Source organism: Marinibacterium sp. SX1 (assembly GCF_050389775.1).
GTDB lineage: Bacteria > Pseudomonadota > Alphaproteobacteria > Rhodobacterales > Rhodobacteraceae > Marinibacterium.
In genome coordinates this window covers 45,514-58,389 of record NZ_CP177148.1, presented here as the reverse complement: position 1 = coordinate 58,389, position 12,876 = coordinate 45,514, and the positions used below count along the sequence as shown (strand labels likewise).

Genomic DNA, 12,876 nt, shown 5'->3' with positions numbered 1-12,876 from the left:
ATCGGCATTCCGGGCGCATCTCAGCTGCGCCGATCCATATCAACAAAGTCTGGATTTTCCCAATCTCACTGATATAAGGTCCGCAATAAGAACGAACAGAGCAGTGGAACGAGGCACGTGGCAGATCTTCTGGCATCGGAGCAGCTCATGCGTTTCAGCGGGATCATCGAGACCGCGCTGACGCAGCAGAAAGAGCTGTTGCATTCCCCCGACAAGCGCAAGTCGGACAAGCCGATGCGTGCGTTTTCCGTGCGCGAAGTCTCGCATGCGCTGCGGGTGAAATACAACAGCCTGCGCCAATACCTGAACACGCTCGACGGCATGCCCGCCGGCACACTGGAGGCCGGCAACCGCAAGTATTTCACCGCCGAAGAGGTCAACCAGATCCTCGACGTGCTGCTCTCCGAAGGCAAGATTGGGCTGGAACGCTACCCCCGCCGCCTGCCCGAAGATCCGCAGGCCCGGCTGGTTGTCTACAACCTCAAGGGCGGCGTTTCCAAGACCTCGCTGTCGGCCAACCTGGCCCAGTTCCTCGCCCTGCGCGGCTATCGCATCCTGGTCATCGACCTCGACCCGCAGGCCAGCTTTTCCGACATGTTCGACATCCAGGCCGATGTCGACAACCTGCCGTCGATCTACGATGTGCTTAAATACGAAGACCCGGTGAACGACACCGGCCCGATCCCGATTACCGACGCGATTCAAGCGACTTACGTGCCGAACATCGACATCGTGCCAGGATCGATGTCGATGACCGAGTTCGAATTCGAAACCTCGGCCTCGTTCCGCGAAGGCGCCGATGCCACCCCGTTCCACCGCCGGATCTCGGACGCGCTGGAACAGGTGGACGCCTATTACGACCTCGTCCTGTTCGACACGCCACCGCACATGTCCTTTGCCGTGATCGCCGCGGTCTTTGCCGCCCGGGGCATGCTGATCCCGCTGTCGGCCGGCATGCTGGATGTCGTGTCCCTGGCCAAGTTCCTCGAACTGGCCGCCGGCACGATGGAGGTTGTCGAACAGCATCAGGACAAGCGGTACGATTTCATCCGCTTCGTGCTCACGCGCTATTCCTCGTCGGACCCGGCCCAGTTGCAGCTGTCGTCCTTCCTGCGCAGCCATCTTGGCGGCGCCATGCTGAAACATGATTTCGTCAGCTCCACCGCCATCGCCGATGCCGGTAACACCATGAATCCATTGCTGGAAATCGATCCGTCCAGTTTTCACCGCAAGACCTACGACCGGATCTTCGAAAGCCTCAGCGGCATCACCGACGAGATCGACGCCGAGATCATGGCCTCCTGGGGCCGCACGCCCTTTGAACGGGAGGATAGCTGATGGCCCGCAAGCCGCGCACGGCCTTTCCCGCCACGCCCGATACGGCGCCGACCGAAGCGGCCGCCGACCGGTCGGCCCGCCGGGCACCGATGTTCGTCAAGGGGGCTGCCAGCCTCGACAAGGCCCAGCAATCCGCCGCGGCCGAGGCGCGCATGTACCGGATGTTGCCGGTTGCGCTGATCGACCCCTCGCCCATCCGCGACCGCATCGACGTGACCGAGAACCTCGACACGCTCAAGCGCAGCCTGGCCGAGGAAGGCCAGCAGATCCCGATCCTGGTCCGCCCCAAGGGCGATGGCGAGCGGTTCGAGATCGTCACCGGCCGGCGTCGGCTACAGGCGATGAAGGAGATCGGGCGCGACCAGATCCAGGCCTTTGTCCGTCGGATGAGCGACGAAGAGGCCTTTGTCGCGCAGGGTGTCGAGAACAATGCCCGGCTTGAGACCTCGTTCATCGAACGCGCCCGCACGATCCTGTCGGCGCTTGAAACGGGCTTTACCCAGGTCCAGGTCGAGAAATTCCTGGGCGTCGATCAGACGATGATTTCGCGCATGAAATCGATCTATTCCGGGATCGGCGAAGAGCTGGTGCTGGCCATCGGCCCGGCGCGCGGCGTGGGGCGGCGCAAATGGGAACGGCTGCAGAAGCTGATCGGCGAAAGCGGCAAGGCGCCCGATGCGCTGGCGCGCGAGGTCCCTGCCCTGCCCGAAAGCACCGAGCGCTTCGACGCCATGCTTGAGCTGATGGAACGGCGCGCTCCGCGTCCCCCCGCCCCTGCCCGCGCGCGCGCCGCGAAACCCAACGCCCTGGGCCGTGGCCTGACCGCCGCGCGCAAGGCCCGCACGCTGACATTGAAGGCCGGCGCCGATGCCCCGGACGGCCTGCTGGATTTCCTCGAAGAGCGCCTGCCCGGCCTGCTTGAGGAATACGACAAGACCCGAAGCTGACCGCGGACAAACCGCGGCGCACACCGGCCCATGAGGCGGGCCAGACATGAAACCGAGAGATCGAAGGAGCAGAAACAGGTAAAAAAAGACCCCCCAAAGCCGAAGCTCTGAAGGGCCTTCAAGATGTTTGCACCCTCCTGATACCCCGAGCGCCGGTCCCATTCAACACCGTTCTGCGGTGAATGGTCTTTTGTTGCCTTCTGACATGCACATGAAACACTGGACTGCGGCGTCTTTCGCGCCGGAGCACGGGGATCCTTTGTCCGGTCGTCCCCGGCCCGGCCATTTCATCCTGGACCGTTGGGAGGTCTTGCAGCTGGTCAAAGACACCAGCCGTCAGACCGGCCTGGGCGAGCGCGAGATTGCCGTTCTGGCCGCGCACCTGGGCGTGTTGACCCGGGGCCCCGTGCGGGCCGATCAATTGCTGGTGTCCTATGCGCAGGTGTCGTCCATGCTGGGCCGCGCCAATTGCATGGACGAACGGCGGTTCCGGCGGGGTGAGGCCCGGCTGGAAGAGCTTGGTTTCGTCACCCGTCATCTCAGCGGCAACGGCCGGCGCTATCCGGTGCGCGACGCGTCGGGACAGGTGGTCGAGGCCTACGGAATCGACCTGCGGCCCCTCTTCCTGCGCCACGGCGAGCTGATCGCGCTGCGCGATGCTGCACTGGAAGACGCCCGCCGGCTGAACGCCCTGCGCTCCCGGCTGAGCGCGTCATTGACCGCGGCCAAGCGGCGGGTTCTGGCGGAATGCGGCGAGATCACTGGCGCCTTTGCGGTCCTGGCCACGGATCTGCGCAACCTGCTGCGTCGGGCTTCGGCAAGCATGTCCGAATTGCTGGAAGGCGAAGCGCAGCTGGCCCGGCTCGAAGCAGAGGGTAGTGCGGCACCGGACAGATCGACCGGCGATGGCGGACAAGATGACCGGCACTCTGACGTCAAAGAAAAAGAAATACATGATGGGGCGCTGACAGAAATCGCACCGGCAGATCCGAGGAACGCACCAGGACCAAACTGGCATGACCTGACCGAGATCGCAGCGCTTTATCCAAACCCACCGCAAACGGAGCCGGAATATCTTCGGATCATTTTTGAATTTTCCGGGTTTGTTGGGGTGAAGGAACCTACGTTGCGAAGGTTGATGAGCGGGCACGGGCCGGGCCATCTGGCCGAGGGACTGAACCTCGTGGCCAGGAAGATGTCGGAGATCACCAATCCGGATGGATACCTGGCGGCCTTTGTTCGACGAAGAGCTGGGGCTGTATGACCGCGGTCATATTCGTTTGAGACGTCCCCGGTGAAGATTATGACCGCGGTCATAATCTCGGTCTGCGAGACTCGTTCGGTGTTGGGACAGCCAACAACATTGCTCATGAAATGAGATGAGATTGAACCTGGCACACGGGACAAGTTCTGACCTCGGTTGCAATAGAAGAACGGGTTTATTGAAGAACCGCGAACATCGAACGCCCGGCACGTACTGCATACCGTTGCTCACGGTTTCATGCTCGTGAGGGCGGTGCAATATTCTCTGTGGAGGTGCTGTCGATTGCGGATTTATTGGACATCAGCGGTGCCGCGCAAGTGGGGCGCTTTGAGGTTCAAAACTAAGTTGAAAGCGCCGTTTCACAAATGGCGATCGTTCCGCGAAAGCTGAAGCAAGGAACGCCGTTTTCGACGGGTCTTGCCTAACACAAAGCAGTCGCCTCGTCACGACGCTTATGTATTCTATCCGCGCATGTGATCCAGATGCGGCCGTCGGAGAGGCATCCGTGGTGATGGGGCACTGATGCCTTTGAGGATAGATCAACTGGCTGCACGGACTTGTTCCTTCAAGCAGCACCAGCACCAGCACCAGCACCAGCACCAGCACCAGCACCAGCACCAGCAAATGACCGCGGGAAATCAGGCCGGTTGCAAGACCCGAAGCCACTTCAAACCGTAAGTGATCAGCCGCAACGTCTCAGGCTTGCGACACACCATCCTCGGGGCCATCAACCCTCATTTGTCCTTACGCCAGGGTTCGTGACACGGAACCGGAGACACAGCCTGGCGGACCGGCCCAGGACCCGGGACCACCGCAGTCGTTCCCGTGCTTCATCACGTGCAACTCGTCATGAGCGAGCGGGCAGGGGCCACATCAGAATCCCTCTTGAGCATTCACTCAAAATATAATTGAGTGAATGCTCATGAAATGCGGCGGCGCGACCAAGCCGACCCAAACCGGTGCCCTGTGTACACAACCAAGCAACCCGAACGGACAGACCATGATCAAGTTCTATTACCATCCCACGCCCAACCCGATGAAGATCGCGCTCTTTCTCGCCGAAACCGGTCTGCCGTTCGAACTGGTCCCCGTGGACACGGCCAAGGGCGAACAGCACACACCTGAATTCCGCGCCATCAACCCCAACGGCAAGGTCCCGGCAATCCTCGACGGTGACGTGGCCGTCTTCGACAGCACGGCGATCCTGATGTACCTGTCAGAGAAGACCGGCCAATTTGGCGTGACGCCCGAAGAACGCGGCGCGCTGTTGTCCTGGCTGATGTTCATCGCTTCGGGGCTGGGGCCGTTCTCGGGGCAGAACGTGCATTTCCATCATGCCGCGCCCGAGGAGGTGCCCTATGCTCGCAACCGCTACAAGCGCGAGATCGAACGGCACTACCAGGTCATGAACGACCACCTGAAGGGCCGCGAGTTCGTTGTCGGTGACAGCTATTCGATTGCCGACATGTCGCTGTGGGGCTGGGCGATGCGCGGCGAACGGGTGCTGGGCGGCGAGGGGCTGGCGCAGTTCCCCGAGGTGGCCCGGTGGTTCGCGGCGATCAATGCCCGGCCGGCGGTGGCCGTTGCCCAGAAGATCGCCGAGGGCGAGACCTTCAAGACGCCGGGCGACGAGGCGTCGATGCGGGCGCTCTACCCAAGCAATTTCGCTCCGGCCTGACCGCAGGGCCAGCCCGGCCCGCGCGCCTCGGCGTTGCAGGCTTGGGCCTAGGGCGACACTGCGGCCCGTGTGAACCGCGCGATGGCCCGTATCGGCGGGCCATCCGCCGGAGCCTGCCCTTGGGCAGAGGCATCAGTCGGGTGCCATGGACAGCGGCTGGGCCGGGAACATGTTGTGATGCAATGACCGGCCGGCCGACGTGACACGCTGTGCCACAGACAGTCATTGCCGACGTTTGATGTGCAGGGTTCAGCGGGGGTGCAGGGTCCGGGCCTTCGGCATGATGTGCCCAGGACCATGGCTATTGGTCAGCAGGGGGGGCCGTTCCCCGTCCGGGCGCCGCGTGGCGGTGCAAGTCATCGAACGCCTGGCGCGCAACCATCACGTCGACCCTGGCGCTGTCGTCCGGGTTCAGGCGGCCGCGGGCAGGCTGGTGAGAGGCGTCGGGCATTGTCCCGATGCACGGCCGTCACGCGGGCATCGCCCGGGGACGGATCAGCTGTCGCAGCGCCACGCCGATGACGATGCTCATGCCGACATGGCCTATCAGTGACGATTGGGTATAGGCTCCGAAGCCCATCATGAAATCCCGGCCCATCAGCGGGGCGAGCAGGCCCTGGGCCACGAACCACAGGGCCACCCCGGCCAGCGCCCCGGCGATGGGCAGCCGGGTGCGGGTGACCGCGTGGACCAGCCAGACCACGGCGGCAAAGCCCAGCGAACCGATCAGCAGATGCACGGCAAAGGCCGCCGCGTAGGGCAGCGAGAGGCCCAGCCCCATGCCCGTCAGGCCCATGATCAGCTTTGCCGGTTCCAGCGTCACGCCGAAAAGCAGCGGCGATACGAGCCAGGCATAGGCTTCGAAGGCCAGTTCACCGGCCAGGCCGGCGAGAAGGAGGGCGCGGAGATTGGGGAAAGTCATCATGCAGGAGGAGCTCACTTGGGGATCTCGGCGACAGTGCCTTGTCGCAGGTAGGAACAGGGGCGGTGAAAGGAAGCGGGATCACGGGCGTCTGGCGGCGAGGTGAGACAACGTGAGCGTGCAGGTTTGGGTGGGCATCGGGTCGGTCTCGGGGCGGGGGGTAATCCGGGCGGATGTGGGGCCGGGGCGTTGGCGTCGGTCGGTGTCTGAGCATGGGGCGCAGGCGCTGGCAGGGGACGGAGCGGGGCCAGCGACGGTGGCCGGTGGTGGGGTTTGGGCTGCGCAGGCCTGCACCACCATGGGAAAGACGTGGCCGAGCGGGGGCAGGGATGACGCAGGTGAGTAGCTGCTTGTCCGGTCCCGTGGGCAGGACAGGGGGCAGCCGGACGCGGCAGGGGGAAGCCTGGTGCAGCGATGGGGCAGGGGCCTGTGCGCAGGCTTGGTGCCGAGCGCAATGAAGGGGCGGGCCGGGGCGCGGAAAGGAAAAGCGCAGGGCCGAGATGGGCAGGGCTTATGCGCAGGCTCGGTGCCGAGCGCAGTGAGGGGCGGGCGGAGGTGCGGCAAGGGAACGCGCAAGGCAAAGATGGGCGAGGGCATAGGCGCAGGCGCGGTGCCTGGGGCGGGGGAGGGGCCAACCGGGCATGGCAAAGGAGGCGCAGGCACGAGGTGGCGCAGGCCAGGGGGGCATCGCGCAGGGGGCGCGGCAGGGGGAGGGTGGCTAGGCCTCGGTCTCCTGGAGATCCTGGGCGCCCACGAACATGCGGTCCTTGGCGGCGGTGATGTGGTGGCGCATCGTGGCCTGGGCGACCTCGGGCTGGCCCAGGCGGATGGCGTTCAGGATGGCCCGGTGTTCGGACAGCACGAGTTCCTGCCGCCGCGGCGTGTCGAGCAGGGTCAGCGACCGGGACAGCTTGACCCCGAAGGCGATCTGGTCACCCAGCGATTCCAGAACCGACGAGAAGAACGGGTTCTTCGACCCGCGTGCCACGGCCAGGTGCAGCATCTGGTCGGCTTCCACGCCCATCTTGTTTTCCTGGTAGGTCTCTTCGAGCACCCGGTAGGCCTGTTCCATGGCGGCCAGGTCGTCTTCGTCACGCCGGCGGGCGGCCCAGGCTGCGGCCGCGCCTTCGACGTCGATGCGGAATTCGTAACAGCGCTGGACGTCGGAAATGGATTCCAGCGGCGCAAAGCTGATCAGCTCGCGGTCGGGCCGCCGCAGGACATAGCTGCCAGAGCCGCGCCGCGACTGGATGATGCCATCGTCGCGCAGTCGCGACAGGGCCGCGCGGACGATGGGCCGGGACACGCCGAACCCCTGGGCCAGGACCTCTTCGGCGGGCAGCCGGCTGTGCACCGGATATTCTTCCTCGAGGATCTTTTCCAGCAGCTGATCATAGACTTGATCCGCCAGCGTGGGGCGCCGGGTCTCTGACAAGGGAACCTCCTTACGTGTCCGATGGCTTTGGAGTGTAACCCGATCCGGCGCGCATTGTCGCCACCAAGAGACCGGGGCTATCGCCCCGTCACCCGGGCGATGCCGGGGCGCCCCCGCCGCGCGGGGCGGCAGGGGCGGTGGTTGGGCGGGCGCGGGCCCCGCAGGGCCCGCGCGGGCGGTCATGCCCCGTCGGGCGTTGCCGACTTGTCGGCCGGTTTGCGGATCACCAGGAAGTAGACGAAGACCAGCGTCAGCAGCACGAAGAACAGGCTGTCGGGGTTGGTGAGGAAGGTCAGCGGATTGCCGTTGGACAGCGACAGCGACCGGCGCAGGAATTCCTCCAGGTTGGGGCCGAGGATATAGCCCAGCAGCATGGTGATCACCGGGAACCCGTTGCGGCGCAACAGGAAGGCCAGCACGCCCATCGCCAGGGCCATGAACATCTGGAACGTCGAATAGGTGGCCACGTAGCTGCCCACGACGGCCAGCAGGGCGATCACCGCATAGAGCACGTCCTTGCGGATCGACACGATGCGGATGAAATACGGCCCGATGGCATACAGCGTCAGCGGGATCAGAACCACGGCGCTGAACAGCAGGGCGGCCAGCATCGGGGCGATCAGCCCGGCCTGGTCGGACATCAGCTGCGGCCCCGGCTGGATGCCGTTGATGACCAGCACGCCCAGCATGATCGCCGTGATCGGGTCTCCGGGGATGCCGAAGGTCAGCATCGGCACCATGGCCCCGCCGCAGACCGCGTTGTTGGCGCTTTCGGACGCGGCGATGCCCTGGGGGTTGCCCTTGCCGAAGGTCTCGGGCTCGGGCGAGGTGCGCACGGCCTCGGTATAGGCCAGGAACGACCCCATCGACCCGCCGGCGCCGGGCAGGGTGCCGACGAAATAGCCGATCATGCAGGACTTGAAGTAGCAGCGGAACCCGATCCGGCGGATGTCGGACCAGGGCGGGATGAAATCCCGGCGCCGCAGCTTGTGCTTGCCGGCGGCGGCCGTCGCGGCGGTGGTGTCGCTGGGCGTGCGGGCCTGGACCAGGATCTCGGCGATGGCAAAGGTGCCGATGATGACGGGCATCAGGTCGATCCCGGCGGTCAGGTTGGCATTGCCGAAGGTGAACCGGGTGACCGGCTCCATCGCGTCAAGCCCGACGGTGGCCAGCATCAGCCCGATGCAGGCGGCGAGCCCGGCCTGGGGGATGCGCCCCCGCTGGGCAATGACCACGACGATCAGCGCAAAGGCCAGCAACGAGAACTTGCCCGTGGTCTTCACCAGCAGCGACAGCTCGGCCACGAAGGGGGCCACGGCGATCAGCAGCAGGGCACCGACCGCGCCACCGAACATCGATCCGATGGCGGCGTGGCCCAGGGCCAGGGCGCCCTTGCCTTGCTGTTGCATCGGGTAGCCGTCAAGGGCGGTCATCATCGACGAGGGCGCGCCGGGGATGTTGATCGTGGTGGCCGTGATGCTGCCTCCGCACATGCCGGCCATGTAGATGCTGGCACAGGCCATCAGCGCGGTTTCCACGTTCAGCGTGTAGGTCAGGGGCAGCAGCAGGGCCATGGCCAGGGTGGCGGTCAGGCCGGGGATGGCGGCAAAGATCGTGCCGATCACGAAGCCCAGGACAACATAGGTCAGGTTCAGCGGGTCCAGGAGCAGCCCGAAGCTGTTCATGACGAGAAGAATGAAATCCATGGATCACCCCCAGGGCGTGGGGAGCCGGACCCCGAACAATTGCTGGAACATCACGTAGCCCAACCCGACAACGACCAGGGCGATCAGGGCCTTCTGCACGAGTTTCTCGAAGGACGAGAACAGCACGATCAGGGCAAAGACGAAGGCCGTGGACGACACGAGATACCCCAGCTTCCGGAAGGCCAGGATGTAGAGGAAGATGGCCAGGACGACCCACAGATGGGCATGGCCGGGCGCGTCCCGGGGCCGGTCCGGCGCTTCGGTTTCGCGCAGCTGTTGCAGGATCAGCAGGCTGGAAAAGAGGATCGCCGCGGCGCCCACGAGCATGGGGAAGAAAGACGGCGTCAGGCCGCTTTCGGCGATCGGCGCGCCCAGGCTGAGGGCCGAGACAAGGTAACCGACGGATAGCGCGAGCATCGCGGTCGGAAAGATGAGCTGCCTGTTTGAGAACACGGGTCTTCTCCGGGCAAGAGGGTTGGGATGCGGGGGATGGGCGGCGCATGCATGGCGCCGGCGGGCGTGGGGCCGTGGTGGCCGGGGGGCGGGGTGGCTGGGGAGCGGTGCCGCCGCCGGTCGGCCCCGGGGCCGGGCAGGATGGAGGCCGCCCCGGACGCATGGCCCGGGGCGGCACTGACCTTGGGACTTACAGGCCCAGCTCGTCCATCAGCGAGAAGGTCCGGGTCTGCAGGTCGTCGATCCAGACGGGCACCTCGTCCGAGCTCAGCCAGTCGGGCGTGACGCCGACCTGGGCCAGCCAGTCCTGGAACTCGGCGCTGTCATAGGCGGTCTTGAAGGCCGCTTCGAGCGTGGCGACGGCTTCGTCGGGGGTGTTGGCCGGGGCGGCCAGCACGATGAAGCTGCCGGTCTGCAGGTCGTAGCCCTTGGAGCTGATCGTCGGCACGTCGGTATAGGTCAGGTTCTGCACCGAGGTCAGTTCGATGACCCCCTTGGCGTCGCCCGATTCGATGATACCGCTGAAATCGCCCAGGCTGGAGATCGCCGCATCCAGCTCACCCGACAGCAGCGCCTCGGCCTCGGCCGCCGACGAACCGGCATAGGTGATCACGTTGAAATCCACGTCCAGCAGCTTTTCCAGCTGGATCGCCGACAGGTAGGGGCCCGAACCCTTGGGGGCCACGCCCAGCCGGATCTGGCCGGGGTTGGCCTTGGCCGCCTCGATCAGTTCCTCGAAGCTGTTGATGCCCGAATGCTTGGACACGACGATGGCGTCGGCCTCGCTGGTGATGCGGGCGATGGGCTTCATGTTGTCCAGCGAATAGCCGGGCACCATCTGGCCGCGGGGCAGGGTGATCACGCTGTCATAGGTCAGCACGCCGACCGTATGCCCGTCGGGCCGGGCGTTGGTCATCTGGATCAGGCCGGTGGCCGTCACCGCGCCGGCGATGTTCTCGACATAGATGGATTTCGGCAGGTCCTGCTCGGCGATGTTGCTGATCTTGCGCGAAATGGCATCCGCACCGCCGCCGGCGGGCCAGGGCACGATCAGCCGCACGTCGCGCATCGGGAAATCGGCGGCCGCTGCGGATGCGCCGATGATGCAGGCGCCGAGCGCCAGGGTGACTTTGTTCCTCAAGCTCTTGGTAAACATGGATCTGTTCCTCCTTTACAGATTGTGTCGGCCAGATGGTCTTGGCACGTCGAGAGAACCCGCCGGCGGCACGGCATGCGCCGTTGCGCCGACATGGCATCGGTTTCCTGTGTCGATGGGCAAAGGGGTGGGCGGGGCCGCGGCGGGTGCGGGCGTTCAGCCCATGGCGGACGCCGGATTTCCACCACAAATTCCGGCGCCAGACGCGACCGTCACTCCCCCCGATTGCTGTCGATCAGCTGTCCCGGGCCTGTGCGCCGCAGGGGCGAAGCGGGTTCGGGATGCTTTGTATATTACCTGAGTAATATTTACATATCAATCAGGTTTGTGCGCGAATACGCAAAATATCGGGGCATTTCCTCCATTATCTGTATTCCAAATGAACAAGTTTGCGCTGACAGGGCGCTCTGGTCGGGCCGGGCGCAACGGCCCGGCCCCCTGGCATCTGGCCGTTGTCAGATGTCGCGCAGATCCTCGGGCAGCAGCCCTTCGGGAAGGTTCTGGTAACAGACCGGGCGCAGGAAGCGGCGGATCGACAGGGTGCCGACCGAGGTGGCGCCGAAATTGGTCGAGGCCGGGTAGGGCCCGCCATGCACCATCGAATCGCAGACCTCGACGCCGGTGGGAAAGCCGTTGGCCAGCACACGGCCGGCCATGCGTTCCAGCACTGGCAGCAGGCTGCGCCCGAGGTCGAGATCGCCGTCGTCCATCTGCAACGTGGCGGTCAGCTGGCCGCGGAAGCTGTCGGCAACGGCCAGCATCTCGTCGGCGTCCTTTACCCGGACCACCAGGCCCAGCGGGCCAAAGACCTCTTCGGACAGGTCCTGGTCGGCCATCCAGTCGGCGGCCGACACGTCAAAGAGATAGGGCGTCGCCTCGCGGCCCGCGCAGGCCGTGGTCAGCAGCGCGGATACCCCGGCGCCTTCGGCCACCCGGCGTGCGCCGTCGCGATAGGCCTCGGCCATGCCGGCGGTCAGCATGGTCTGGGCAGCCACGTCGGTCAGGCCGGCCCTGGCGGATTGCACGAAGGCCTCGGCCTGGGGACCGTCGACGACAATGGCGATGCCGGGGTTGGTGCAGAACTGGCCGACGCCCATAGTCAGGCTGGCGGCCCAGCCGGCACCGATCTCGGCACCCCGGGCGGCGGCGGCCTGCGGCAGGACGAACATCGGGTTCACGCTGCCCAGTTCGCCGAAGAAGGGGATCGGCTCGGGGCGTCCGGCGCAAAGATCAAAGAGCGCACGGCCCCCGCCAAGCGATCCGGTGAAGCCCACGGCCTTGATCCGCTGATCGGTGACCAGGGCCTCGCCCACGGCGCGGTTGCCGCCCTGGACCAGGCTGAAGATGCCCGGATCCATCGCCAGCTTGTCCAGCGCCGCGACGATGGCGTCGCCGACGATCTCGCTGGTGCCCGGATGGGCGCCATGGCCCTTGACGACCACCGGACAGCCGGCGGCCAAAGCGGCGGCCGTGTCGCCCCCGGCCACGGAAAAGGCCAGCGGGAAGTTGGACGCGCCAAAGACGGCAACCGGGCCGACCGGCCGCTGCATCATGCGCAGGTCGGCGCGGGGCAGGGGCTGGCGGTCGGGCAGGGGGCCATCGTGACGGCGGTCGAGATAGGCACCGTCGCGGATATGGGCGGCAAACAGGCGGAGCTGGCCCGTGGTCCGGCCCCGTTCGCCTTCGAGCCGCGCGGGCGGCAGGCCGGTCTCGGCGCTGCCGATCTCGGTGATCTGGTCGCCGCGCGCGTCCATTTCGGCGGCGATGGCGTCCAGCAGCAGGGCCCGTTGCTCGCGGCTGGTGGCGGCAAACCCGGGAAAGGCGGCCGCGGCCGCGGCGCAGGCCTGATCGACCAGCTCGGGCGAACCGGCCGAGAATTCAAAGGTCTGGCCCGTCGCGGGGGCCGAGGAAAAGCGGGTGTCGGACCCGATGCGCCGGCCGGCGATCAGGTGGTCTCCGTGAGGTTGAAACGCCATC

At 65.7% G+C, this 12,876-nt stretch carries 10 protein-coding genes; 4 read left to right on the top strand and 6 right to left on the bottom strand.

What is annotated here, in order from left to right; translation table 11 throughout:
* Nucleotides 1-147: 147 nt before the first annotated feature.
* The 4 genes from ACK3BB_RS24680 to ACK3BB_RS24665 all read left to right on the top strand — a co-directional run bounded on the left by ACK3BB_RS24680 (nucleotide 148) and on the right by ACK3BB_RS24665 (nucleotide 5,227).
* Complete coding sequence (locus ACK3BB_RS24680; protein ID WP_428929509.1) at nucleotides 148-1,338, top strand: AAA family ATPase; 1,191 nt, start codon at nucleotides 148-150, stop codon at nucleotides 1,336-1,338.
* Nucleotides 1,338-2,285: a plasmid partitioning protein RepB gene (gene repB, locus ACK3BB_RS24675; RefSeq protein WP_428929508.1), complete on the top strand. Its 948-nt coding sequence runs from the start codon at nucleotides 1,338-1,340 to the stop codon at nucleotides 2,283-2,285. The genes ACK3BB_RS24680 and repB overlap by 1 nt, the downstream gene beginning before the upstream one ends.
* Nucleotides 2,286-2,496: 211 nt before the next feature.
* A complete protein-coding gene (locus ACK3BB_RS24670; RefSeq protein WP_428929507.1) occupies nucleotides 2,497-3,549 on the top strand; it encodes a helix-turn-helix domain-containing protein in 1,053 nt (350 codons plus the stop codon).
* A gap of 1,000 nt (nucleotides 3,550-4,549) precedes the next feature.
* The gene (locus tag ACK3BB_RS24665; protein ID WP_428929506.1) at nucleotides 4,550-5,227 is read left to right on the top strand and encodes a glutathione S-transferase family protein; all 678 of its coding nucleotides are present in this window, start codon (nucleotides 4,550-4,552) and stop codon (nucleotides 5,225-5,227) included.
* Between the two features lie 469 nt (nucleotides 5,228-5,696).
* Here the strand turns inward: ACK3BB_RS24665 and ACK3BB_RS24660 are convergent, their stop codons facing one another.
* The 6 genes from ACK3BB_RS24660 to ACK3BB_RS24635 all read right to left on the bottom strand — a co-directional run bounded on the left by ACK3BB_RS24660 (nucleotide 5,697) and on the right by ACK3BB_RS24635 (nucleotide 12,875).
* A complete protein-coding gene (locus ACK3BB_RS24660) occupies nucleotides 5,697-6,152 on the bottom strand; it encodes a hypothetical protein (protein ID WP_428929505.1) in 456 nt (151 codons plus the stop codon).
* Nucleotides 6,153-6,867: 715 nt separating this feature from the next.
* A complete protein-coding gene (locus ACK3BB_RS24655) occupies nucleotides 6,868-7,584 on the bottom strand; it encodes a FadR/GntR family transcriptional regulator (RefSeq protein ID WP_428929504.1) in 717 nt (238 codons plus the stop codon).
* A gap of 179 nt (nucleotides 7,585-7,763) precedes the next feature.
* Entirely contained in the window at nucleotides 7,764-9,290 is a 1,527-nt protein-coding gene (locus ACK3BB_RS24650) for a tripartite tricarboxylate transporter permease (protein WP_428929503.1), read from the bottom strand.
* Nucleotides 9,291-9,293: 3 nt separating this feature from the next.
* On the bottom strand, nucleotides 9,294-9,743 hold the full coding sequence (locus ACK3BB_RS24645) for a tripartite tricarboxylate transporter TctB family protein (protein ID WP_428929502.1): 450 nt from the start codon (nucleotides 9,741-9,743) through the stop codon (nucleotides 9,294-9,296).
* A 190-nt stretch (nucleotides 9,744-9,933) separates the two neighbouring features.
* Complete coding sequence (locus ACK3BB_RS24640) at nucleotides 9,934-10,899, bottom strand: Bug family tripartite tricarboxylate transporter substrate binding protein (RefSeq protein WP_428929501.1); 966 nt, start codon at nucleotides 10,897-10,899, stop codon at nucleotides 9,934-9,936.
* Nucleotides 10,900-11,354: 455 nt separating this feature from the next.
* Complete coding sequence (locus tag ACK3BB_RS24635) at nucleotides 11,355-12,875, bottom strand: aldehyde dehydrogenase (NADP(+)) (RefSeq protein WP_428929500.1); 1,521 nt, start codon at nucleotides 12,873-12,875, stop codon at nucleotides 11,355-11,357.
* Nucleotide 12,876: the final 1 nt, after the last annotated feature.

Excerpts from the sequence above, each read along its gene's own strand:
- ACK3BB_RS24680 (WP_428929509.1), top strand. The coding sequence starts at position 148 with ATGCGTTTCAGCGGGATCATCGAGACCGCGCTGACGCAGCAGAAAGAG.
- ACK3BB_RS24635 (WP_428929500.1), bottom strand. The coding sequence starts at position 12,875 with ATGGCGTTTCAACCTCACGGAGACCACCTGATCGCCGGCCGGCGCATC.
- ACK3BB_RS24650 (WP_428929503.1), bottom strand. The coding sequence starts at position 9,290 with ATGGATTTCATTCTTCTCGTCATGAACAGCTTCGGGCTGCTCCTGGAC.
- repB (WP_428929508.1), top strand. The coding sequence starts at position 1,338 with ATGGCCCGCAAGCCGCGCACGGCCTTTCCCGCCACGCCCGATACGGCG.
- ACK3BB_RS24660 (WP_428929505.1), bottom strand. The coding sequence starts at position 6,152 with ATGATGACTTTCCCCAATCTCCGCGCCCTCCTTCTCGCCGGCCTGGCC.
- ACK3BB_RS24640 (WP_428929501.1), bottom strand. The coding sequence starts at position 10,899 with ATGTTTACCAAGAGCTTGAGGAACAAAGTCACCCTGGCGCTCGGCGCC.
- ACK3BB_RS24670 (WP_428929507.1), top strand. The coding sequence starts at position 2,497 with ATGAAACACTGGACTGCGGCGTCTTTCGCGCCGGAGCACGGGGATCCT.
- ACK3BB_RS24665 (WP_428929506.1), top strand. The coding sequence starts at position 4,550 with ATGATCAAGTTCTATTACCATCCCACGCCCAACCCGATGAAGATCGCG.